A 23,331-nucleotide genomic window follows, 5' to 3' on the forward strand; every position below is an offset into this window, starting at 1 on the left:
ACTAACCTCTGGAACCCGACTACCATCCAATGACAACACCACCATCCACGGCGGAGACCGAATCGGCGGACGAACCCGAATCCGCGCTGGTCACCGCCCGCAGACAGTTGGAACGCGCCGCGACCCACGTCGACGTCGACCCCGGCGTCGTCGAACGATTGAAACACCCGACGCGGGTCCAGCAGGTATCGGTCCCCTTAGAGCGAGAGGACGGCACCGTCGAGGTCTTCACCGGCTACCGGGCCCAGCACGACGACGTCCGCGGCCCCTACAAGGGAGGCCTGCGCTACCACCCCGAGGTCAGCGCCGAGGAGTGTATCGGCCTCTCGATGTGGATGACCTGGAAGTGCGCGGTGATGGACCTGCCCTTCGGCGGCGGGAAGGGCGGGATCGCCGTCGATCCCAAGTCCCTGACCGACGACGAGACCGAGCGGCTCACCCGCCGGTTCGCCGAGGAACTGCGCGACGTCGTCGGGCCGACGAAGGACGTCCCCGCGCCCGACATGGGGACCGACGCCCAGACGATGGCCTGGTTCATGGACGCCTACTCGATGCAACAGGGCGAGACCATCCCCGGCGTCGTCACCGGGAAGCCGCCGGTCATCGGCGGCTCCTACGGCCGCGAAGAGGCCCCCGGCCGTTCGACCGCCATCGCCGCCCGCGAGGCGATCCGGTACTACGACCGCGAGGTCTCGGAGACCACGGTCGCGGTGCAGGGCTTCGGCAGTGTGGGTGCCAACGCCGCCCGCCTGCTCCACGAGTGGGGCGCGTCGATCGTCGCCGTCTCGGACGTCAACGGCGCGGTCTACGACGCCGACGGCCTCGACGTCGAGGCGATCCCCTCTCATCACGAGGAACCGGAGGCGGTCACCAGCTTCGCGACCGACCTCAAGGACGACGATAGCGTCCGTCGGCTCTCGAACGCGGACCTACTCGAACTCGACGTCGACGTCCTGATCCCGGCCGCGGTCGGCAACGTCCTCACCGCCGACAACGCCGACGCCGTCTCGGCCGACATCGTCGTCGAGGGGGCCAACGGCCCGACGACCTTCGCCGCCGACGCCGTCCTCGAGGAGCGGGACGTGCCGGTGATCCCGGACATCCTCGCGAACGCGGGCGGCGTCACCGTCTCCTACTTCGAGTGGCTCCAGGACATCAACCGCCGCCAGTGGTCCCTCGAGCGCGTCAACGAGGAACTCGAGGACCACATGCTCGAGGCCTGGACCGACCTTCGCGACGTGGTCGACGCCGAGGGGTTGACGTGGCGCGACGCCGCCTACGTGGTCGCGCTGTCCCGGATCGCCGAGGCGAAGGAGACGCGCGGGCTCTGGCCGTAGTCGGCTTCGGCCGCCAGCGGTAGCTCGAACCGGTCGCCGCCCGGCTGAGCGCGGTCGTGAAGGGAAGCGCTCATGTCCCGCCGGTCACATACTCCGACAATGGCGTGGAAGCGCGAGTTCGCGAGCGGACTGATCGTCATCGGTCCGATACTCGTCACGCTGTACGTTCTCTACCGCGTCTACGCGCTGGTAACCGGCATCGTGCCGATGGTCCCGATCGACGCCGTACTGAGCGGGGTGATCACGCACGCGCCGACCCGGTCGCTGGTCGTCGACGTCTCACACGCGATCGTTCCGCTCGTGTTGTTCTCCATCGTGACCGTCGCCGTCGGGTTTCTGACCCGGACCACGGTCGGTGACCTCTTCACGCGCGGCGTCGACCACGTTGCGAACCGCGTTCCGGGGTTGCGCGTCATCTACAACGCGTCGAAAGTCGCCGCCGAAACCACGTTCGGCGAGGAACAGGCGCTGCAGGAACCGGTCAGGGTCGAGAACTGGAACGGCGTCGAGGTGCCCGCGTTCAAGACCGGCCACACGACTACCGACGGGCGGCCGGTCCTCTTTATACCGACCGCGCCGAACGTCTCCTCCGGGTTCGTCGTCGAGGCCGATCCCGACCGCGTCACCGAGACCGACGAACGCGTCGACGAAACGCTGGCTCACGTCCTGAGCGGCGGATTCGGCGAGTCGACTCGACCCGACGGGGCGGCCCCGACGGTCCCGTTCGAGACGACCGACGACCGCACCGACGACGAGTGACCGATCACTCGCTCGAACCCGGCCGCAAGACGACGTTTTCGAGTTCGCCGCCGGACTCGAGCGACTCGAGGTTGCCCGCGACGATATCCGCAAGCCGGTCCCAGTGCTTTGGGGTATGACCGCCGGTATGGGGCGTAATGAGGCAGTTTTCGAGGTCCCACAGCGGGTGGTCGGCCGGCAGCGGTTCGGGGTCGGTGACGTCCAGCGCCGCCCCGCGAATTCCCTCGGACTGGAGCGCCGAACGCAACGCGTCGGTGTCGACGATGCCGCCGCGGGCCGCGTTGACGATCACGGCGTTCGGGGGCAGCGTCGCCAGTTCCGCCTCGCCGACGAGCCCGCGGGTCAGGTCGTTGAGCGGGCAGGCCAGCACGACGTAGTCGCTCCGCGAGAAGGCCTCGTGGACGTCGTCCTCCTCGAATCCGAGTACCTCGTCGGTCGGGCCGCCCTTCTCGGGGGTGTAGCGGATCCCGATCGTCTCGACCTCGAACCCCTCGAGCCGCTGGACGACCGCCTGCCCGATCGAGCCCAGCCCGACGATCGTGACGGTGCTGTCGGTGAACTCGTGGGACTGGAAGTGTCGCCACTCGTTGTTTTCCTTGCGCCGCCAGCCCTCGTGGAGCCGGCGGGCGAACACGAGCATGTTGCCGATCGTCTGCTCGGCGATGCCGGGGGCGTGGATACCGCCGGCGTTCGTCACGGTCACGCGGCGGTCGGCCAGCGCGTCCATCGGCACGTGATCGGTGCCGGCGAAGGTACACGCGAACAACTCGAGCCGGTCGGCCCGCTCGAGGAGGTCTTCGTCGATCGAGATACCGGTTACGACCCGGGCCTGCGGGATCAGTTCGCGTTCTTCCTTCGGGGTCCGCGCGAGCGCGACGGTGCGGTCCGGCAGTCGCTCGCGCAGTCGGTCGGCGTACGATTCCATCGACAGCCCTTCCGTTCCTTCTCGGAGAACGACGACGTCCGGCTCCGGACTCATTGTCCGACGATCGTCACCGACTCCCTTATCCTTTTTGTGTAGTCGTCGTAAACACTCATTGTGTATAATTAAGTCGCTGGGGCGCGTCACCCCCTCGCATGACCGAGCCGATTCAGGACCGTCTCGTCAGCCTCCGTCGCAGTTTCCACCGCCACCCCGAGCCCGCGTGGCGCGAGTTCACCACCACGGCCCGTCTCGTCGAGGAGATCAGGGGTATCGGCGTCGACGAACTGGCCGTCGGCCCCGACGCCTACGATCCCGCCGACCGGATGGCCGTCCCCGACGCCGACCTCGAGCCGTGGATCGAACGCGCCCGCGAGCGCGGTGCGGACGAGTCACTCTTGGAGCGGATGACCGGCGGGAACACGGGCGCAGTGGCGATCCTCGAGCGCGGCGACGGGCCGTCGATCGGCCTGCGCGTCGACATCGACGGGCTGTTCATCGAGGAGTCGACCGATCCGGATCACGATCCGGTCGACGAGGGCTTTCGCTCGGAGATCGACGGGACGATGCACGCCTGCGGCCACGACGTCCACATGACCTGGGGGCTGGCCGTCCTCGAGTCCATCGCCGAGAGCGACTTTGCGGGCCGACTGGTGGTCTTCTTCCAGCCCGCCGAGGAGACCGGCGGCGGGGGGTGCCCAATGGCCAGGAGCGACTTCGCGAGCGGACTGGACTACCTGCTGGCGGTCCACGTCGGTCTCGATCACCCCACGGGCGAGGTGATCGCTGGGATCGAGAAGCCGCTGGCGATGTGCCACGTCGACGTGACGATCGAGGGGACCTCCGCGCACGCGGGCAAGGCCCCGAACGAGGGGGCAAACGCCATGCACGCCATGGGTTCCGGGATCGTCAACGCCTACGGTATCCCCCGTCACAGCGACGGGATGACCCGAGTCAACGTCGGCAGGGCCGAGGCCGGAACCGCGAGCAACGTCATCGCCGAACGCGCCCACATGGAGTGCGAGGCCCGCGGCGAGACGACCGCGCTGATGGAGTACACGAAACGCCGCCTCGAGCGAACGATGCGGTCCGCCGCGAAGATGCACGGCTGCCGGGCCGACGTCGAGGTCGTCAGCGAGTCGCCCCGGGCCGACAGCGACCCCGAACTGCAGGCGCTGGTGAGCGAGGTCGCCGGCGGCGTCGCGGGCGTCGATCGCGTGGTGCCGGCCGCCGACTTCGGCGCGAGCGAGGACGCCACCTTCCTGATGGAACGGGTCCAGGAAGACGGCGGGCTGGCGACGTACATGATCGTCGGCACCGACCATCCCACCAGCCACCACACCCCGACCTTCGACGTCGACGAACGGAGCCTCCAGCACGGCGTCGACGTCCTGGTCGGAACGATTCGGGAACTCGAGGCCCGGCATCCGGTTCCGCAGGCCGACGCGGGGGACGCGACGCCGGCCGACGACGCGAGCGCGGAGGTCGGTGAATGAGCGGGAGCGACGAGGCGAGCGGTGCGGACGACCCCCCGGTTACGCTCGCGGACGTCGAGGCCGCCCGCGAGCGCATCTCCGACGTCGTCCACCGGACGCCGCTGGACACCTCCCGGACCTTCGCTGAGATGAGCGGGGCGGCCGCAGTCGGACTCAAACTCGAGACCGTCCAGCGGACCGGCTCGTTCAAGATCCGCGGTGCCTACAACAGGATGGCCCAACTCTCGACCGCGGAGCGAGAAGCGGGCGTCATCACCGCGAGCGCGGGCAACCACGCCCAGGGCGTGGCGCTGGCGGGCGACCTGCTCGGGATCGAGACGACGATCGTCGTCCCCGAGATCACTCCCGCCGCGAAGATCGAGGCCACCCGCGGCTACGGGGCCGCAGTCGTCGTCGAGGGCGAACTCTACGAGCGCTCCTACGAGTACGCCCTCGAGCGGGCCGAAGAGACGGGCGCGACGTTCGTCCACCCCTTCGACGACGCGGCCGTCGTCGCCGGACAGGGGACGATCGGCCTCGAACTGCGCGAGCAGTTCCCCGGGATCGACACCGTCCTCGTGTCGATCGGCGGGGGCGGGCTCGTCGGCGGCATCGGAACGGTGCTGAAAGCGGCCGACCCCGAGACGCGGGTGATCGGCGTCCAGCCCGAGGGGGCCGCCCACGCCAAACCGTCGCTCGAGGCGGGCGAGATCCGCCAGCTCGAGACGGTCGACACCGTCGCGGAGGGGATCGCCGACGCGCGCATGCTCGAGACGACCTTCGCGATCGCCCGCGAGGTGGTCGACGACGTCGTCAGCGTGAGCGACCGCGAGATCGCCGCCGCCGTGACCCTGCTCGCCGAACGGGCCAAGACCGTCGCCGAGGCCGCCGGGGCCGCGCCGCTCGCGGCCGCGCTCTCGGCCGCCCTCGACCTCGAGGGTGAGCGCGTCGCGGTCGTCGTCTCGGGCGGCAACGTCGACCTCACCGACCACGCGGAACTGACCCGGACCGGCCTCCACGAACTCGGACGCTACGCCGAGGCCAGACTCGCGCTCGCCGGCTGGCCGGCGACCGTCGGCGACGTGGTCGAGACGGTCGAGTCCGCGGGAGCCGAACTCGACGTCCTCGAGCGCGCCCGCCGGACCGCCGTCGACGACCCCAATCAGACCCCCGTGACGATCGGCCTCGCGGGCAGCGGTCCCGATCATCTGGAGGGCGTGTTCGCGGAGCTGGCGGCGCTCGAGGGCGTCTCAGTCGTCGAGCGATCGATCGACTGACGTCGTTCGGGGCCGACTCGAGCGAGCGGCGGCGAAAACAAGTGTTGCGGCCGCTTACTCCAGTGCTGCCTGCAGATCCGCGACGGCATCCTCGTAGGCCTCGTGGGCCCGATCGAGGTCGACGGGATCGGAGATCATGTTGAAGAAGCCGTGGATCACGTCGTCGTAGTGGTGGTGCGCGACGTCGATACCCTCGGCCTCGAGGCGTTCGACGAGATTCGCCCCGTCGTCGCGTAGCGGGTCGAAGCCGGCGGTGACGACCGTCGCGGGCGGCAGCCCCGAGAGGTCCGCCGCGAGCTGGGGCATCGCGTAGACGTTCCCCTGATCGATGTCGCTCTCGAAGCGCTGCTCGCGGAACCACTCCATGTCGTCTCTCGTGAGGAAGTAGCCCTCGCCGTTCTGCTCGTAGGCCTCGGTCTCGGTCACCTTCCCCGTGCTGGGGTAGATCAGCAGTTGGTAGGCGATATCGGGACCCCCGCGGTCGCGGGCCAGCAGCGACACCGCCGTCGCGAGGTTGCCGCCGGCGCTGTCGCCCCCCACGACGAGCTTGTTCGGGTCCGCGCCGAGGTCGGCGGCCGCGTCGGCCGCCCACTCGAGGGCCGCATAACAGTCCTGCAGGCCCTCGGGGAAGGGATGTTCGGGCGCGAGTCCGTAGTCGACGCTGACGACCGGATACCCCGAGTCAGCGGCCAGCTTCCGGCAGGTACCGTCGTGAGTGTCGATACTTCCGATGACCCAGCCGCCGCCGTGGAAGTACACAAGGAGCGGCCGGTCGTCGCCCTCGGTGCCGGGCTCGTAGCATCGGATCGGCAGGTCGCCGCGTGGCCCGTCGATCGTCCGGTCCTCGACGGACTCGAGTTCGATGTCCGGCTCCTCGGTGACCCGCATCTCGTCGAACATCGCGCGAGCCTCCACTGGCGAAATCTCGCTGAACTCGGGCGTGTCGAGCGACTCGTAGAGTTCCAGAAACGCCTGCACGTCCGGATGCGGCTCGTCGGCGCTGGACGGTGTCATCGTGGGACACACTTCGCTGCTGGAACAAAAAGCTACCTGCAGCGCCAGACCGGAATCCGCTGCTGACCGGTGATCTCGGGCCTCGATTCGGCTCGAGCGTACCCGACAATTCCGTTCCACACCGCTTATTTCGGTCCGGTGCGCCCTCTCGAGCATGACGAATCAGGACCTCATCGACGCCCTCCGCGCGGCGGAGGCCGTGCAGTTCGGCGAGTTCGAACTCTCCCACGGCGGCACCAGCGAGTACTACGTCGACAAGTACCTCTTCGAGACCGAGCCGGACTGTCTCGAGGCCATCGCCGACGCCTTCGCCGAGCGACTCGATCCGGACGACAAACTCGGCGGCGTCGCCCTCGGCGGGGTCCCCCTCGCCGCGGCGACCAGCGTCGCGGCCGGCGTCCCCTACGTCATCGCGCGCAAGCAGCGCAAAGAGTACGGGACGGCTAATCTCGTCGAGGGCCGCCTCGAGGATGGCGAGGAGGTCGTCGTCGTCGAGGACATCGTGACGACGGGGACGAGCCTCGTCGAGGCCGTCGAGGCGCTGCGGGAAGCGGGCGCGACCGTCGAGCGCGCGCTGGTCGTCGTCGACCGCGAGGAAGGCGGCCGCGAGAACGTCGAGGACGCCGGCGTCGAGATGGAGGCGCTGGTGACCGCGAGCGAACTGCTCGCGGATCGGGACGCCGACGAGTAGCGGCTCCGCACGGGCGTCGAACCCTGCCGGTCACTGCCCGTAGGACGCGAACTGCTCGAGGACCGTCTCGAGTTGGGCCTCCGAGAGCGTCCGCGGCTCGAGGCCGGCCGCGCGAGTCTGGAGGTACAGGCGCGCGAGGCTCTCGACGTGATGCGTGTTTTCGAGTGCGGTCTCTATGTCCGACGCCGTGACGACGAGGCCGTGGTTTTCGACGAGCGTCGCGGTCGCCTCGGCCTCGTCCATCGCCCGGACGATATTCGCTGCGAGTTCGTCGGTGCCGTAGGGCGCGTACTCGGCGACGGGGACGCGCTTGCCGACCGCGACGATCATGTAGTGGATCGGCGGCAGCGGCTCGCTGGCGACGGCCAGCGTCGTCGCCCACGGCGAGTGAGTGTGGACGATCGCGCCGACGTCCTCGCGGCGGTAGATCGCGGCGTGCATCGGGACCTCGCTGCTCGGGGCCATCCGCCCGTCGCGGACCTCGCCGTCGGTCGCGACGACCGGCACGTCCTCGACGCCAAAGCCGTCGTAGGGGACGCCGGTCGGCGTGACCGCGAAGGCGTCGCCGCGCTCGCCGTCGCGAACGCTCAAATTACCCGTTCGCCCGGGCGTCAGTTCCGCGAGTTCCGGTGCGGACTCGACCACCGCCCGGCGTTCGGATTCGAGCATCACAGGATCACCTTCAGTAGGTCGTCGAACGCGCCGATCCGGTGGTCCGGCTCCCGGTGGCCCTCGAGCGGCCCGTCGGGGTCGTCGCCGTCGGCGCTGAACAGCACCGTCTCGAGTCCCACCGCGTTGGCCCCGACGATATCGGCTTCGACGTTGTCGCCGACCATCACCGCCTCGGACGGGCGACGGTCGAGGCGCGACAGCGCCAGTGTGAACATGACCGAGCCGGGTTTCTCGCGGCCCGTCTCCTCGGAGGTCAACAGCAGGTCGATATCGTCCGCGAGCCCGACCGCCTCGAGTTTCTCGAGTTGGGTTCGCGCCGTGAAGTTCGTGACGATCCCGACGTCGATCCCCCGGTCTCGCACCGCCTCGAGGGTCGCTTCGACGCCCGGAACGAGTTTCATCGCGTCGATGTACGCCGTCCAGTACGCCTCGCCGAGCGCGAGCGCCTCGGTCGGCTTCGGTCGACCGGTGTGGCACTCGAGCGCGCGTTTGAAATAGAGGAATCGATCGTGGGACGCCGCCGTGCCGGACACGTCACGCTTTATCGCCCGCCGCCCCGTCTGATAGAACGCCTCGAACGCCTCGCGATCGAAGTCGTAGCCCAGTCCCCGCGCGGCCTCTCGAGCGGCGTCTTTCCCTGCTCGATTACACGGCGCGTAGGGATAGAACGTGTTGTCGAAGTCGAAAAGGACGGCCTTGGCGCGCATATCCCATCGTCAATGGGAAGGGAAAAACGAGTACCGGTACCTGTAGATATAGTCAGTAGCAGCGCCCGGCCGGTTACGAGTACAGCGTGCGGACTCGTTGCCCGCTCCGTAACCTGTATCTCACCGCGGTCCGGTTTCGAATCCGAACGGCCCCATCGCACACCATCACAACGCTTTTACCCCACTCGAGACTACGCGTAGCCACGATGGTAGGTGTCCGTTTTACACGCCGGGCTCATGCCCGCTTCTAACTCACACCTACCGTTTGTTGTGTCGGCCGTGATCGACCGACAGACGGTGGGATCGGCTCGCCCGTCGACGGACACGCCACCGGCGTTTTCCACGCAGTTACAACACCCACACCAGCTACACCCATGTCAGAATCAGATTCCCAGTCGCAGGAACGGATAACGGTCGTACTGCCCGACGGCTCCGAACTCGAGGTCGACGCCGACGCCACCGTCGAGGACTGCGCCTACGAGATCGGCCCCGGCCTCGGCAGCGACACCGTCGCCGGCAAACTCGACGGCGACCTCGTCGCCAAGGAGGAACCGGTCTACGACGGCGCCGAACTCGAGATCGTCACCGACGGCAGCGACGAGTACCTCGAGGTCATGCGCCACTCCGCGGCCCACTGTCTCGCGCAGGCGGTCGAGCGCCTGTACGACGACGAGGCGGTCAAGCTCGCGATCGGCCCGCCGACCGACGAGGGCTTCTACTACGACTTCGACAACCTCGAGATCGACGAGGAGGACCTCGCCGACCTCGAGGACGAGATCGAGGCGATCATCGCCGAAGACTACGAGATCGAGCGCGAGGAGGTCCCGATCGAGGAGGCCGAGCAGCGCCTCGAAGGCGAACCCTACAAGCTCGAACTGCTCTCCGAGTTCGCCGACGAGAACGACACCGTGAGCTTCTACCGGCAGGGCGAGTGGGAGGACCTCTGTGCCGGCCCCCACGTCGACTCGACCGGCGAGATCGGCGTCGTCGAACTGCTCGAGATCGCCGGGGCCTACTGGCGCGGCGACGAGGACAACACGATGCAGACCCGCATCTACGGGACCGCCTTCGAGGACGAGAGCGATCTCGAGGCCTTCCTCGAGCGCAAGCGCGAGGCCGAGAAGCGGGACCACCGCCGCATCGGCAACGAGATGGACCTGTTCTCGATCCAGGACGTGACCGGCCCCGGACTGCCGCTGTATCACCCCGCCGGGAAGACCGTCCTCTCGGAACTCGAGGACTTCGTGCGTGAGTTGAACGAGGACGCGGGCTACGACTACGTCGAGACGCCCCACGTCTTCAAAACGGATCTGTGGCACCGGTCGGGCCACTACGAGAACTACCAGGACGACATGTTCATCTTCGACGTCGGCGACGACGAGTTCGGCCTGAAGCCGATGAACTGTCCCGGCCACGCCGCCATCTTCCAGGACCACTCCTGGAGCTATCGGGATCTTCCGATCCGCTACGCGGAAAACGGGAAAGTCTACCGCAAGGAACAACGCGGCGAACTGTCGGGGCTCTCGCGGGTCTGGGCCTTCACCATCGACGACGGCCACCTGTTCATCCGGCCCGACCAGATCAGACAGGAGGTCGAGGAGATCATGGACATGATCACGGACGTCCTCGAGACGTTCGACCTCGACTACGAGATGGCGCTTGCGACCCGTCCCGAGAAGTCCGTCGGGAGCGACGAGATCTGGGACCGCGCCGAGGAGCAACTCGAGAACGTCCTCGAGAACCGCGCTCACGACTACGAGATCGAAGAAGGCGACGGCGCGTTCTACGGGCCGAAGATCGACTTCGCGTTCGAGGACGCCATCGGCCGCTCGTGGGACGGCCCGACGGTCCAACTGGACTTCAACATGCCCGAGCGGTTCGACCTGAACTACGTCGGTGAGGACAACGAGGAACACCGCCCCGTCATGATCCACCGCGCGCTCTACGGCAGTTACGAGCGGTTCTTCATGATGCTCATCGAGCACTACGAGGGTCGGTTCCCGCTCTGGCTCGCGCCCGAACAGGTCCGCGTGCTGCCGATCTCCGACGACAACCTCGGCTACGCTCACCGCGTGGCGAACGAGTTCGACGACTTCCGCGTCGAGGTCGACGACCGCGACTCGACGCTCGAGCGAAAGATCCGCGCGGCCCACGACGATCGGGTTCCGTACCAGATCATCGTCGGGGACAACGAGGAAGAAGACGGCACCATCTCCGTTCGGGATCGCTTCGAGGACCAGGAGTACGACGTCGAGATCGAGGAGTTCCGTACTCACCTCGAGGCCGAACGCGACGAGCAGCGGACGGAACCGGACTTCCTGCAGTAGCGGCCTCGACGATCGCATCGGGACGGACCGTCGGTTTTCCAGTCGATAGACTCGGCGGTTGTCCGCCACAGGCGCGGGTCACTTCCACGTTCGTGACGTTTCGCGCGTCGAAGCCGATCGCAATACCCATAGTTGCGGAATCGTGCATATCTGTATGAACAGAGCCGAGAAAGCAGCCCTCCAGCTGCGGGCCGTCGACGTGTTGCGGATGTTGAAAGAGACCCGGACCTACGACGAACTCGCCGAGACGACCGGGCTTCCGGCGGGCGATCTCAACCGCTACGTCAACGGGCACGTCCTCCCGGGGACCGACCGCGCGCGCGAGGTCGTCGAGGAACTCGGCCGGGAGGCGCTGGCGGCGGAACTCGAGGCGCGAATCCGCGTCGACGACGAGGGGTACGTCGACAACAGCGCCACCGTCTTCGACCAGCCCTTCCTCGATTTGGCCGCGCCGGTCGTGGCGAACGGGTTCGACTTCGATCGACCGGACGTGGTTCTCACCGCCGCGACCGACGGGATCACGCTCGCGGCCGCGCTCGCGAGTTACTACGGCGTCCGCTGTGCCTACGCGAAAAAGAGCAAGGAGACCGCCGTCGAGGAGTTCATCGAGGCCCGCCAGCGCCTGCAGTCGGGGATCGAACTCACCTACTACCTGCCCGCCTCGGCCATCGATCCCGGCGAGTCGGTGCTGGTCGTCGACGACCTCATCCGCTCTGGCGAGACGCAGGAACTCCTGTTGGACATCGCCCACACCGCCGAAGCCGACGTCGCCGGCGTCTTCGCGCTCATCGCCGCCGGCGAGGACGGCATCGAACGCGCCCGCGATCGGACCGACGCGCCGGTCGGTGCGCTCACGAGCGTCGCCCCGACGACGGACCGAGTAACGGGCGACTGACCGCCCGCACTGCGTTTCGTCCGTCGAGGGAACGAACGCGCAGCGTTCCGGAACGGAAACGAGGAACCGTTGCTTTCGACGCCGCGTTCGCCAAAACTCCTCGAGGAATCGCCCGAGGGGAACCGTGTGAACGATTGGCACATTATTAATCATTAGGTTTATGGTGGTCCCCCCAGTTTGTGGTGGTACGCACATGACCGAGACAGTCATCCTCGGCGTGATCGGTTCCGACGCTCACGTCGTCGGGATCACCATCCTGGAACAGGCGCTGGAGGCAGCCGGATTCGACGTCGTCAACCTGGGGGTCCAGAGTTCCCAGGAGGAGTTCGTCGACGCCGCGTCCGCCAACGATGCCGAGGCTGTACTCGTCTCGTCGCTCTACGGCCACGCCAAACAGGACTGCGAGGGCTTCCACCAGCGAATCGAGGAGGCCGACCTCGACGTCACGACCTACATCGGCGGCAACCTCGCCGTCGGACAGGACGACTTCGAGGAGACCCGCAAGTTCTTCCGCGAGATGGGGTTCGATCGGGTCTTCGATTCCGAGACCGACCCCGAGGAGGCCATCGACGCGCTGATGGCCGATCTGGATATGCGCTCGACCGAGAGCGAACAGGAAAGTCAGACCATCTCGGCGTAAGCCGACCGATCACGTCTTCTTCGCCGCCGTTCTCGCACCCGCCGAGCCGCTGCTATCGTTCGATCGGTCGTCTCGAGCGAGCATCGACCGCGATCAGCGGACGATCGTCACCGGAACCGGCGACCGCCGGGCGATCGTCTCGGCGACGCTCCCGAGTAAGATGCGGCTCGCACCGGTCCGCCCGTGGCTCCCGACCACGATGTGATCCATGTCGTGTTCGGCCGCGTAATCTACGATCGACCGCGAGATGCCGCCGACGACGTGGTCCGTCTCGATTTCGAGTCCGTGGTCGGCAGCCTGCTCTCGCGCCGTCTCGAGGATCTCCTCGGCCCGCTCCTCGTGGTGGTCCTGAATCTCGTCGTAGTTGGCCATCGCGGTCCCCTCCACGCCGGTCACGGCGTAGAAATCGCCCGGATCGAGGACGTGAAGCGCGGTGATCGTCGCCTCGGGATACTCGCGACAGGCGAACTCGAGGGCTTCCGTCGATTGATTCGAGTCGTCGACCGCCACGAGGACGTTGTCCGTCATGCGCGTTGGTACATCGGCCTGCGGAATAAGTCCACTCCTGAGTCCGGCAGGACGGGAGTTGCCGCCGCCGGCACCCGTTCGGTCACCGCTTGCCTGTACGCGGTCGAGTCTCGGTTCGTCTCGTGGTGAGCGCGGACACGGCGGCGTGGCTGCTGTCGATATCAGTCGCGAAAGAAGTGCTGTGAATCGGCCGTCGTGACTGCGCGTTACTTCGCGCGTCCCTGACCGCCGGTGTTGGAGGGACGGACCTTCTCCGCGCCCTTGCCGCGGTTGTTCAGACCGCGGTTGGCCTTGCCGGCGTTGGTGAGGCCGCGGAACGCGCGGTTGGTGTGGTCGTCGTCGCAGATCCAGTTGAGGTCGTCGTCGTTCTCGATCGCGGGGTGGTTCGGGTCCACGAGGATCGCTTCGAACCACTTCTGCGAGCCGTCTTCGCCGACCCAGTAGCTGTTGAGCACGCGCAAGTTGGGGTACTTCCGGGAGACGCGTTCCTCGCCGATGCGCTGGATGTTCTTGCGCCGCCCGATGCGGTTGACACCCTGGCGCTTCGAGCGCCGACCGGCCGTGAACCGTTCCTTCCGGGCGGTCCCTTTGCGGACCGAGACCCGGACCACGACGATGCCCTGCTTGGCCTTGTAGCCGAGTTCGCGTGCTTTGTCCAGTCGCGTCGGGCGCTCGATGCGCTCGATAGCGCCCTGGTCGCGCCACTCCTGTTTGCGCTGCCACTGCAGCTCCCCGAGCTTGCCGTCGTCGGGGTCCTTCCATGCGTCCTTGATGTGGGAATAGAAGCTTTCTGCCATTGTATTCACCCGCGGGCGTTTGCTGGTTCAATCCCGACCGGGGCCGAGCCCCGCGGATCACATCCCGACCTGTGACGCGGCGTCGTGCAGGTGCCCGCTGATGCCCGCGAACCAGCGAGTCTACCCACCCTTCCCGGCTCTCGAGTATAAGCGCTTCGAACTCCGGGAACGCGGCGTCGAAACGGAAATTATCGCTCGAGCGAGGGTGGCCTCGCGCCGTCGACCGATCGCGTGGTGTGTCCGTCGACGAGAAAGCCAATTTTGTATATCGTAATTTGGTTCATCCGGGCGCAGGCTCGAGACGAATCGCCGGCAGCACCGGATCTGACGGGGTACGACGACGGGGCTCGCGACCCGTTCGGTGGCACTCGTGGCTGGTCCGAACGTCGGGTCCGTCGATCTTCGGCCTCGCGAGGCCGTCGCTTTCGGGCGTTCTCCCGCTGCCGGCCGGTACCGAGCTATCTATCCGAGGCGACCCAATGGACTGCGCTCGAGACGACGACGGCGAAAACGACACCGAACCGGTCGACGGACCGATCGAAACGGGCGATCGAGTCGGCGTGAACGGCGTTTTGGGGGCCGTAGTCCGCCGGTATCGGCGGCTACGCGTCGATCTCGAGCCCGTCGAACTCGCCGGCCTCGATCTCGCGGGCGAGGTCGTCGGGCTCGAGATCGTCGGGGACGTGCTGGGGGTACTTCCGGCGGAAGTAGCCCACGATGTTGGTCAGATCGCGCCGGAGGAACTCGCCGGCGTTCTCGTGATCGGTCGGGACCGCCTGGGGCCAGTCGAAGATCGTCACGCCGCCCTCGTCGACGAAGACGTTGTACTCGCTCATGTCGGCATGGACGTATCCGTTCGCGTATGCGCGTGACATTTCGGTTACCAACAGCCCCAGCACACCGAGGACCTGCTCGTCCTCGAGGCGGGTCCGCGAGAGTTCGACGCCGTCCATCTTCTCCATGACGATGGCGTGGCGGTTCTGGCCGATCGGCTGGGGAACCGCCACGTCGGGGTAGAGCTCCTCGAGGATGTCGTACTCGCGCTCGGCTGCCTTCCGGGCGGTGTACATCCACGAGACGTGGTCGTTGTCCGAGGTATAGTCGCGTTCCTTGTGGACCTCCCGGAAGTTCGTGTACCCCTCGCGGTGGTACTTCAGGGCCAGGGGCTTGTACGAGCGGACCTCGTAGACGTCGCTTTCCTTGCCGACGCCGAGCGGCGAGCCGAACTCCGAGATCGTGTCCTGTTCGACCAACGCGCGCAAGGCGAGGGTGTCGTAGCCCTCGAACTGGAGGGTATAGCCCTCGTACTGGATCGTCTTTCGCTCGACCAGCCCGCGTTTGAGACAGCGCTCGAGGCGGTACTCGACCTCCTCGTCGGGCAGGTCGGCGAACTTCGGGAGCTTCTCCCGCTGGACCCACTCGGAGAAGCGCATCCCCTGCTCGACCCCCGAGAGGAGATAGAAGTCCTCGTCCTCGAGTTCCGGGAGCAACCCGGCGACGTTGCGCACCATAAGCATCGGTAGCCGGCGTGTACGTAAAAACGGCGTGACGCACGCTCGAGTGTTACAGCCGGCGAGGGAGGCGCGCTCGTCGGCCGGGCTACTGACACGTATAGGTAAATCACATATCGGTATACTAAATTGACTATCCCTGCTGTACTACTCCTCCGGACGGCAGCCCTTCACCGTGGTGGTCGTGTCGAACGTCGTCCTCTCGACGACGGGGTCGCGCGTCGGTTCGACGGATCTCGTTGCTCGCGGCGATCGTCAGTTCCGCTTTTCTCGCTTCCGAGCGAGTTCGACGGCCCTCTCGGTGTGGCCGTGCCACGGCTCGCCGTGGCCCGGCAAGAGGAGGACCTCGCCGATCGACTCGAGTCGGGACAGCGACTCGTACGCGCGGTCGTGATCCGGGTTGAACCAGTCGGCGAGCAGTTGTGGCCGGTGGCCGCGACCGGCGACGAAATCGGTCGTGACGAGTTCGTCGCCGCAGAAGAGGACCTCCTGCTCCGGGAAGTGGTACGCGACGTGTCCCTCGCTGTGGCCGGGGGTGTGAACGACTCGGGGCGAGCCGGGTACGTCGAGCGTCTCGCCGTCCGCGACCGTCCGAAAGGATGTCAGCGGCGGGACGGAGAGGCCACCCGAGCGAACGAACTCGACCGCATACCGGGCGATCTCCGGCCGCCAGAGGCGAACGAGTCCCTTGGTGAGGGGCATCTCGCCGTCTCCGCGAGCGTGTGCCGCGTCGGCTTCGTGGAGCCACACCGGGACCCCGGCTTCCCTGCGGAGTCGCTCGGCGAACCCCGCGTGATCGGGATGAGCGTGTGTCAGTATGCAGGCGTCGACGTCCGTCACGCCGTAGCCCATCGCCTCGAGTTGAGCGGCGAACTGGTCCCAGTGTGCCGGAAAGCCGGTATCGACGACCGTGATGCCGTCGGCCGTCTCCACGAGGTACCAGCTCACTCGCTCGCTCCCGCACCGGTAGACGCCGTCCGCAACGCGTTCCGAGATCATTGCCATCGATACGCCGACCGAGTTCACGACAGTGAATAAACACCTCGAGCCGTTCTTGGGTACTGAGAATCGAACGCGCGGGAGGCTCGTTCGCGGACGGCCCCGTTCCGACTCGGGTCACGGTCGTCCGAACACTACCTCTAACCCCCTCGAGTTCGACTGGGGGGATATGAGCGACGCCACGGACCGTTCGACCGATACGGACCTCGCTGATCGGAACTGGCGGCTGATCCGGGACGAGCCCCGCGACGGGGCGACGCAGATGGCACTCGAGGAGATCGCCGCGCGGACGGCCCTCGAGGACGGCCTACGAACGGTCCGGACCTACTCGTGGGCACCGAGTACGCTCTCGCTGGGGTACCGACAGGCCGCCGACACCGTCGACTGGGACTTCTGCGACCGCGAGGGGATCGACGTCACCCGCCGACAGACCGGCGGCGGCGGGATCTACCACGACCGTTTCGCGGATATTTCGTACACGATCGTCGCCCCCGCCGACGAGGTCCCGGGGGATCTGATGGACTGTTACGAACTGTTTTGCGAACCGATCCTCGCGGCCTTCGATCGGCTGGGCGTCGACGCCGACTTCGCCTCGAGCGAGCAGGACGCGATCTACCAGCCCTCCTGCTATCTGCGCGATATCAACCCGGCTCACGACATCGTCACCCCCGCCGGTGCCGGGACGGAGGCGAAGAAGATCAGCGGCAACGCCCAGTACCGCCAGCGCGACGTGGTCATCCAGCACGGCTCGATCAGCTACGCCCTCGCGCCCCGGTCCCACGTCGGCGTCTTCGATACCGATCTCGAGGAATCGACGTTCGCCGACCGGGTAACGAGCATCCGTGACGAGGCGGGGGTCGACCGCGAGGCGGCCGTCGACACGATCGCGGCCGCGCTGGGCGACTGGTGCGATGCCGACGAATCGACCTGGCGCGAAGGTGAACTCGAGGCCGCCCGCGACCTCGCCGCCCGGAAGTTCGGGAGCGACGCGTGGGTCCGCGATCGGGAGGTCCTCGAGGCAAGCGACCAGTGAGACGAAGTAGTATCACCGGTTCCTGATGTCCCCGCAGGACGGACATCCGGCACAGCACACGCCACGGCTGACCGGTGGCCGACCGGAGGAGACCGGTCGAATGGGGCGGTTCGTTATACCTATCACGGCCCGGTACTGACCGGTAAGCATGACGATGAAGGTCGGCGCACACGTCTCGATCTCCGGTTCGCGCGTCTCTTCCGACGACGAAACGCCCCCCTACGACGACGTCCGAAACGCGGTCCACCGCCAGACCGCCTTCGGCGGCAACTGCGGACAGATCTTCACCACCTCGCCGCAGGTCTGGGCCCAGCCCGAGATCAGCGACGAGGCCGCCGACGGCTTCCGCGAGGAGTCCGACGAGCGACTCGAGGGCCCGTGGGTGATCCACTCCTCGTATCTCGTGAACCTCTGTACGCCCAAAGACGACCTCCGCCGGAAGTCAAAAGAGAGCATGCAAGCGGAACTCGACGCCGCCCAGCGGCTGGGAATCCCCTACGTCAACGTCCACCTCGGAGCGCATACGGGCGCGGGCGTCGAGGGCGGCCTCGACAATGCCGCAAGCGTCATCGACAATCTCGACGTCCCAGGGGGCGTCCAGATTCTCATCGAGTCCGACGCCGGCAGCGGCACGAAACTCGGCGGCGAGTTCGAACACCTCGCGGGGATCATCGATCGTACCGAGACGGACATCGGGATCTGTATCGACACGGCCCACACGCTCGTCGCGGGCAACGACCTCACGACCCCCGAGGCGGTCGACGAGACGGTCGGCCGCTTCGACGACGAGGTCGGCCTCGAGTACCTCGAGTACATCCACCTCAACGACTCGAAACACGACGTGGGTACTCACAAGGACGAACACGCCCACATCGGCGAGGGCTACATCGGCGAGGACGGAATGCGCGCGATCGTCAACCACCCCGAGCTGCGGGACCTGCCCTTCGCCCTCGAGACGCCGACCGAGGACGGCCGCGGGTTCGCGTGGAACATCGAGAAAGTCAGGGGACTGCGAGACGACGAGTAGCCGATTCGTCGCCGAACCGACCCGTTTTTACTCGCACCGGCGGTACCGTGGCCCGTGCGCGAGTTCTCAGAATCCTACCTCAGCCGAACCCGCGAGGGAATGTGGGCCGATTCCCGGGAGGCCCTCGAGCCGCTGGCCCTCGAGACCCGCGAACGGATCCTCGACGTGGGCTGTGGCACCGGCGAACTGAGCCGCGTCCTCGCGGCCGAGTCGCCGGGCGAGGTGATCGGCTGCGACGCCGACCCGGATCTGCTTTCGGCGGCCGGCGACCACGTTCCGGTCGTCGCCGGGGACGCCCTCCGGCTGCCGTTTCCGGACGACACGTTCGACCTCATGGTTTGTCAGGCGCTGCTGATCAACCTGCCCGATCCCGCGGCCGCAGTCGCCGAGTTCGCCCGCGTCTCGACGGACCTCGTCGCGGCCGTCGAACCCGACAACGCAGCGGTCGAGATCGACTCGAGCGTCGACGCCGAGGACGACCTCGAGCGACGGGCACGCGGGGCCTACATCGACGGCGTGCCGACGGACGTCGCGCTCGGGGCCGACGCCCGCGAGGCGTTCGAGGCGGCGGGGCTCGCAGTCCTCGAAACGCGCCGGTACGAGCACGTCCGGACGGTCGAACCACCGTACAGCGACGGGGCGTTGCGGGACGCCCGTCGGAAGGCGACCGGAGCGGGTCTGGCCGACGACCGGGAGACGATGCTCTCGGGGCCGTTGACCGAGGCGGAGTACGACGACCTCCGCGGCTCGTGGCGGGAGATGGGCCGGACCGTCATCGAGCAGATGGAGGCGGGGGAGTATCGCCGGACGGAGGCGGTGCCATTTTTCGTTACCGTGGGCAGAGTCCCCGATCGTCGTCACTGATCGTATCGCAGACCGAGTCGCACGACCGCGTTGCGAGCGGTCGTGAATCGGTTCGCTGACCCGTCTCGAGGTCGGGCCGCGTTTCCCGAGCCGACGCCCCAGGACCGACTCGTCACCACGGAGAGAGCGCCCGCAGTCCGCTGCCGACCAGCCCGCCGACGAGTCCGTCGATGGCGGCCAGCAGCGAGAAGGCGGCGGCCAGCAGGACGACGCTCGGAAGCCCGAGCCCGGAGAGCCCCGGACTGATCGGCCCGATCGAGGAGAGGACGAACAGCGGCGGTTCGGTTACAGCCCTGTGAGAGCGCCGAGAAACGCCATGAAAAATCCCGCGAGGCCGCCGACGAGCGCGCCCGCGACCACCGCGTACGCGAGACCGGTCACGACCCGTCCGGCGGCGTAGGCGGCGATAAACCCGGCGACGATGCCACCGCCGACCCGGGTCAAGACAGGGACCAGAAGGGAGGTGAATGAAACGAATACCCCGACGGCGGCGGCCCCGAGGACGAGTCGCGAGTCGATCGTCGCCAGCGACGGCGCGTACTCCTCGTCGTCGTTCGTCTCGCGGTCGCTCATGGATCGATCACCCGCTCGTCACTGTCGCTGCCGTCCGTCGATCGGCCTCGCGGCCGCGCTGGCGTCTCCGCGTCGTCATCGTCGACCGCAGTGGTGGTCGCGGTCGCCGTCTGATCACCGCCGGTCCGACTCCCGCTATCGGACTCGTTCGACGGTTGATCCCCGACCGAATCGCTCGTGGTGTCGTCGCTTTCGTTGCCCGAGCCGTCGTTTTCGTCGGCCAGGTCATCGGTCTCGTTACTTCGACTACCGGTTTCGCTGCTCCGGTCGTCACCGTCGCCCTGTCCGTCGGTTTCCTGCGGTGGGTCGAACGGAATCGGTTCGGGGACGTCGCGTTTCGGGCCGACATCGACGGTGTATCCGGCGACGGAGAAGTTACGCAACTCGACCGAGCGGGCGTCGACGACGACGTCGGTTCGCTGCGCCGTGAAACACTCCTCGGCCGCCGCGAGGTCGTTGAGCGTCGCGTTTCGTCGGTCCGTTCGTAACACGATCTCCCCCTCGGCGGACCGCGTCTCCCCGAGTTCGACGCGTCTGGTCTCGTCGAGGTGGATCGTGACGTTCCCGTCCTCGTTTCGAACGACGATTCGGTTGGTGTCCGACGTGAGTCGCTCGACGCAGACGGTCGCGCCCTCGGCCGTACCGAGATCGCCCGTAATGGTTTGCCCGTCGGCCTGACCGGCCACGTGGGACGGCCCGACCAAGGCACCACCGGGGGCGACTGCGACCACGACGGCGAGCGTACCGGCCCGTATCATGCGTCGCGGCGGTCCCTCGGTCGACGTCGTCTCGTCGTCACTCGTCGGTCTCCCGCCGTTTGATGCGTTCGATGCCCGCACGACAGCGCAGGAGGATCGCTCCGACGACGCGAGCGAACCCCGCGTCGATCCGGGCCGCGATTTTGTCGACGACGCTCGGGTCCGAGACGGCGTCGTCGACGGCCTCGTCGCGTGGCTTCCAGACGAGACAGAGGTTACCGCCCAAGATGCCAAGCAGCATGCCGACCAGCAACCCGCCGAGGGATCCGAACAGCGAGAGTATCGACAGGACGGTCCCGACGACGCCGGCCACGTCGGCACGCGCAGGCGTGACAAGCACGCAGACCCCCGTCAGGAAGACGAACACGCCGAACAGGGCACCGATCGCGAGAAAACCCGCCATCTGTCCGCCGATGAAGGCGAGATCCGGCAGGATCTGCATCGGTACCCAGGTGAGCAGGATTCCGGCCAGACACAGCAGGAGCCCACCGAGGAACGGACGTCCGGCCCGCCAGGCGTTGAACCGCCCCTATCGGGATCCAAGCCACTGACTGACTCCGCCCAACCGGCTCCTGACCCGCGCGAGACGTGTGTCGGACTCGCCTGACCGTTTTCGGGCGACATGGGAGATCACCCGTCGGGGTGGTACTCCACGTCGACGTCGAGACCGGGGAGTGAGATCTCGTTCGAGGCGGGATACACCGCTTCCAGCTCGACGTCTTCCTGTACCATTCCGGGACGCTCCCCGGAGATGTTCGTGAGGTAGCCGTCCTCGGGCTCGGCGTTTCCGCCGGCCGTCTGCTGGAACTGCTGTTCCGGATTGTCGGTCGCCTGAGCGTTGACGACCTGTCCGTTGAACGTAGCCTCTTCCGCTTTCAAGTCGGTGAGTTTGATGTACTGCTCGTCCGCTTTGACCGTCCCGTCGGCGGCGAAGGAGATTTCCATCGAGCCGTCGATCATGGGTATCGACTTCTCGCCGCTCAGTACCATACCGTCGATCTCGACGCCGCGCTGTTCGACGACGGCGACCGGCGTCGTCCCCTCGGTATTCTCCCCGATGCTGGGATAGAGGAGGAAGTCGTCCGATCTGATCTCGTCGGCCGTGACGGTAAAGCCGCTGCCACTGGCAGTGGCCATCGCCGTCGCGTAGGCCGTCCCCGACGAGAGGACGACGAGACCGACGAGGGCGACGACCAGAAACGACACGCCGGTCCCGGTCGCGAGTCGCTTTCGGCGATACATACTAGACCCACCCCGAACGATCGGTTCGGCGACCTTCGTTCTATTCGCTGCGCTCACACCGTGTCCGCTCCGATATCGCGGCCTCATTTCGAACGCCACAAGTCCACACCCAACACGACCCCCAATTATTTTTCCTCTTTGTATACAGGAATATTTATAACTATCAGGCAGGGAATATTATGGCTACGATGGATGTCTGTAAATCGGGAAAGGACGCCGTCCGTTCGTGGAGAGTCGAACTATCGTTATTCTGTGCGGTCATAAATGGCCGTGGAAACGCGGGAAAACGCCTATCGGACCGAATCGCTCGTATCGGACCATGCGAACGGACCGAACTGGAATCGACGGTCACATCGGTTCTCGTTCCAAGTTCGAGTCGAGTTCTCGAGGCTCGCGAGACGATGCCGACTGTCGCGGCGACACCACCGACGAATCGACCGCCGGCGCGGCAACGGGAGCGCGACGGTCGCGTCGGCGCGCGGTTCGATAGCGATCCGGCGATATTCTATCCAAACAACCGATACTGAAAAATACCTGTTCGATGTCGTGACTGTCGAACGATGATATACGCGAAATGTGTTCTCATTCCTGATGCCGAGGGATTGCACCCGCTCGATCGACGGATCGCCGAACACCCGAACGTCACGCGTGAACTCATCTACAACGTCAACCTCTCGCCGACGAGTCGATCCTGTCGTCGTCGATGACCAACCAGTACCAACTCTCGAGCGCCGACGGCGAACACCACGCCTACATTCACCTCGAGGCCGGCGACCGGCTCGTCGGGCTGTTGAGCATGCTCAGGGAGTTCGAGTTCATTTACGATACGCCCCTCGAGTTCACGCGCCGCGGCGGCCTCCGGGTCACGATGATCGGTGACGTACAAAGCTTTCAGAAGGCCGTTCCGGACGTTCCCGACGGGATCAGGCTCAAACTCCTCAAGACGGGCCGGTACGAACCGAACACGGACCGGCTGTTCTCCCAGTTGACCGGTCGCCAACAGGAGATCCTCCGGACCGCCGTCGAGATGGGATACTACGACGTTCCGCGGGCGGTGACACACGGGGACATCGGCGAGGCGCTGGGCTGTACCGGAGGGACAGTCGGCGGCCACCTGCGACGGATCGGGGCGACGCTGCTTACCCAGATCGTTCCCTGATTCGATTGCGAACGATCCGAACTATAGTAGCTCTTGAAACGATTTACACACCGATCACGACGCTTTCCTGCGATCGAGTGTGCATTGACTTTCAAGAGCTACTATAGAGGATATCCCTCGTGGT

Annotated in this window: 23 protein-coding genes and 1 pseudogene; 12 read left to right on the top strand and 12 right to left on the bottom strand. The window is 66.6% G+C overall.

Features of this window, described 5'->3' with window-relative positions; genetic code table 11:
* Positions 1-29: 29 nt before the first annotated feature.
* Both gdhB and A6E15_RS02895 read left to right on the top strand, forming a co-directional pair.
* On the top strand, positions 30-1,337 hold the full coding sequence (gene gdhB, locus A6E15_RS02890) for a glutamate dehydrogenase GdhB (RefSeq protein WP_076143457.1): 1,308 nt from the start codon (positions 30-32) through the stop codon (positions 1,335-1,337).
* 99 nt (positions 1,338-1,436) lie between these two features.
* Positions 1,437-2,096 (top strand): DUF502 domain-containing protein, encoded by a 660-nt coding sequence (locus A6E15_RS02895; protein WP_076143459.1) that lies wholly within the window; start codon positions 1,437-1,439, stop codon positions 2,094-2,096.
* Positions 2,097-2,100: 4 nt separating this feature from the next.
* Here the strand turns inward: A6E15_RS02895 and A6E15_RS02900 are convergent, their stop codons facing one another.
* The gene (locus tag A6E15_RS02900) at positions 2,101-3,075 is read right to left on the bottom strand and encodes an NAD(P)-dependent oxidoreductase (RefSeq protein ID WP_076143462.1); all 975 of its coding nucleotides are present in this window, start codon (positions 3,073-3,075) and stop codon (positions 2,101-2,103) included.
* A 98-nt stretch (positions 3,076-3,173) separates the two neighbouring features.
* Between A6E15_RS02900 and A6E15_RS02905 the strand changes: the two genes are divergently transcribed.
* Positions 3,174-4,514: an amidohydrolase gene (locus A6E15_RS02905; protein ID WP_076143464.1), complete on the top strand. Its 1,341-nt coding sequence runs from the start codon at positions 3,174-3,176 to the stop codon at positions 4,512-4,514.
* The gene (ilvA, locus tag A6E15_RS02910; protein WP_076143466.1) at positions 4,511-5,770 is read left to right on the top strand and encodes a threonine ammonia-lyase; all 1,260 of its coding nucleotides are present in this window, start codon (positions 4,511-4,513) and stop codon (positions 5,768-5,770) included. Before A6E15_RS02905 ends, ilvA begins: the two co-directional genes overlap by 4 nt.
* Positions 5,771-5,824: 54 nt before the next feature.
* On the opposite strand, the gene A6E15_RS02915 is transcribed toward ilvA, so the two are convergent.
* Positions 5,825-6,784: an alpha/beta hydrolase gene (locus tag A6E15_RS02915; protein WP_076143468.1), complete on the bottom strand. Its 960-nt coding sequence runs from the start codon at positions 6,782-6,784 to the stop codon at positions 5,825-5,827.
* A 154-nt stretch (positions 6,785-6,938) separates the two neighbouring features.
* On the opposite strand from A6E15_RS02915, the gene pyrE reads away from it, so the two are divergent.
* Positions 6,939-7,475, top strand: a complete 537-nt coding sequence (gene pyrE / locus A6E15_RS02920; protein WP_076143470.1) for an orotate phosphoribosyltransferase — start codon at positions 6,939-6,941, stop codon at positions 7,473-7,475.
* Positions 7,476-7,505: 30 nt separating this feature from the next.
* Here the strand turns inward: pyrE and A6E15_RS02925 are convergent, their stop codons facing one another.
* Both A6E15_RS02925 and A6E15_RS02930 read right to left on the bottom strand, forming a co-directional pair.
* Positions 7,506-8,147: a class II aldolase/adducin family protein gene (locus A6E15_RS02925; RefSeq protein WP_076143472.1), complete on the bottom strand. Its 642-nt coding sequence runs from the start codon at positions 8,145-8,147 to the stop codon at positions 7,506-7,508.
* Complete coding sequence (locus A6E15_RS02930) at positions 8,144-8,854, bottom strand: HAD family hydrolase (RefSeq protein ID WP_076143474.1); 711 nt, start codon at positions 8,852-8,854, stop codon at positions 8,144-8,146. The genes A6E15_RS02925 and A6E15_RS02930 overlap by 4 nt, the downstream gene beginning before the upstream one ends.
* 374 nt (positions 8,855-9,228) lie before the next feature.
* On the opposite strand from A6E15_RS02930, the gene thrS reads away from it, so the two are divergent.
* The 3 genes from thrS to glmS all read left to right on the top strand — a co-directional run bounded on the left by thrS (position 9,229) and on the right by glmS (position 12,716).
* Complete coding sequence (thrS, locus tag A6E15_RS02935; protein ID WP_076143476.1) at positions 9,229-11,181, top strand: threonine--tRNA ligase; 1,953 nt, start codon at positions 9,229-9,231, stop codon at positions 11,179-11,181.
* Positions 11,182-11,335: 154 nt separating this feature from the next.
* Entirely contained in the window at positions 11,336-12,076 is a 741-nt protein-coding gene (locus A6E15_RS02940; RefSeq protein ID WP_076143478.1) for a phosphoribosyltransferase family protein, read from the top strand.
* Positions 12,077-12,269: 193 nt separating this feature from the next.
* Positions 12,270-12,716, top strand: a complete 447-nt coding sequence (gene glmS / locus A6E15_RS02945; protein WP_076143480.1) for a methylaspartate mutase subunit S — start codon at positions 12,270-12,272, stop codon at positions 12,714-12,716.
* A gap of 93 nt (positions 12,717-12,809) precedes the next feature.
* On the opposite strand, the gene A6E15_RS02950 is transcribed toward glmS, so the two are convergent.
* From A6E15_RS02950 to A6E15_RS02965, 4 genes are all read right to left on the bottom strand, one after another.
* A complete protein-coding gene (locus A6E15_RS02950; RefSeq protein WP_076143483.1) occupies positions 12,810-13,244 on the bottom strand; it encodes a universal stress protein in 435 nt (144 codons plus the stop codon).
* A gap of 206 nt (positions 13,245-13,450) precedes the next feature.
* Positions 13,451-14,041, bottom strand: a complete 591-nt coding sequence (locus A6E15_RS02955; protein ID WP_076143485.1) for a 50S ribosomal protein L15e — start codon at positions 14,039-14,041, stop codon at positions 13,451-13,453.
* Between the two features lie 602 nt (positions 14,042-14,643).
* Complete coding sequence (locus A6E15_RS02960) at positions 14,644-15,552, bottom strand: serine/threonine-protein kinase RIO2 (RefSeq protein ID WP_076143488.1); 909 nt, start codon at positions 15,550-15,552, stop codon at positions 14,644-14,646.
* A 255-nt stretch (positions 15,553-15,807) separates the two neighbouring features.
* Positions 15,808-16,557 (bottom strand): MBL fold metallo-hydrolase, encoded by a 750-nt coding sequence (locus A6E15_RS02965; RefSeq protein WP_139326558.1) that lies wholly within the window; start codon positions 16,555-16,557, stop codon positions 15,808-15,810.
* A 163-nt stretch (positions 16,558-16,720) separates the two neighbouring features.
* Here A6E15_RS02965 and A6E15_RS02970 point away from each other — a divergent pair, with 163 nt between their 5' ends.
* From A6E15_RS02970 to A6E15_RS02980, 3 genes are all read left to right on the top strand, one after another.
* Positions 16,721-17,584 carry a lipoate--protein ligase family protein gene (locus A6E15_RS02970; RefSeq protein WP_076143492.1) on the top strand — a complete coding sequence of 288 codons (864 nt, stop codon included), beginning with the start codon at positions 16,721-16,723 and terminating at the stop codon, positions 17,582-17,584.
* 154 nt (positions 17,585-17,738) lie between these two features.
* A complete protein-coding gene (locus tag A6E15_RS02975) occupies positions 17,739-18,611 on the top strand; it encodes a deoxyribonuclease IV (RefSeq protein WP_076148165.1) in 873 nt (290 codons plus the stop codon).
* A 54-nt stretch (positions 18,612-18,665) separates the two neighbouring features.
* Positions 18,666-19,475 carry a class I SAM-dependent methyltransferase gene (locus A6E15_RS02980; RefSeq protein ID WP_076143494.1) on the top strand — a complete coding sequence of 270 codons (810 nt, stop codon included), beginning with the start codon at positions 18,666-18,668 and terminating at the stop codon, positions 19,473-19,475.
* 285 nt (positions 19,476-19,760) lie between these two features.
* On the opposite strand, the gene A6E15_RS21320 is transcribed toward A6E15_RS02980, so the two are convergent.
* The 4 genes and pseudogenes from A6E15_RS21320 to A6E15_RS03000 form a co-directional block, all read right to left on the bottom strand.
* A complete protein-coding gene (locus A6E15_RS21320) occupies positions 19,761-20,048 on the bottom strand; it encodes a complement resistance protein TraT (protein WP_245800524.1) in 288 nt (95 codons plus the stop codon).
* Positions 20,045-20,806, bottom strand: coding sequence for a hypothetical protein (locus tag A6E15_RS02990; RefSeq protein ID WP_076143497.1), 762 nt, complete (start codon positions 20,804-20,806; stop codon positions 20,045-20,047). The genes A6E15_RS21320 and A6E15_RS02990 overlap by 4 nt, the downstream gene beginning before the upstream one ends.
* A 37-nt stretch (positions 20,807-20,843) precedes the next feature.
* A pseudogene (locus A6E15_RS02995) lies at positions 20,844-21,430 on the bottom strand (DUF6114 domain-containing protein).
* Positions 21,431-21,436: 6 nt separating this feature from the next.
* Positions 21,437-22,048 carry a DUF6230 family protein gene (locus A6E15_RS03000; protein WP_076143499.1) on the bottom strand — a complete coding sequence of 204 codons (612 nt, stop codon included), beginning with the start codon at positions 22,046-22,048 and terminating at the stop codon, positions 21,437-21,439.
* A 703-nt stretch (positions 22,049-22,751) separates the two neighbouring features.
* Here A6E15_RS03000 and A6E15_RS03005 point away from each other — a divergent pair.
* Complete coding sequence (locus A6E15_RS03005) at positions 22,752-23,207, top strand: helix-turn-helix domain-containing protein (RefSeq protein ID WP_245800525.1); 456 nt, start codon at positions 22,752-22,754, stop codon at positions 23,205-23,207.
* Positions 23,208-23,331 lie beyond the last annotated feature (124 nt).

The organism is Natrinema saccharevitans, assembly GCF_001953745.1.
Lineage (GTDB): Archaea > Halobacteriota > Halobacteria > Halobacteriales > Natrialbaceae > Natrinema > Natrinema saccharevitans.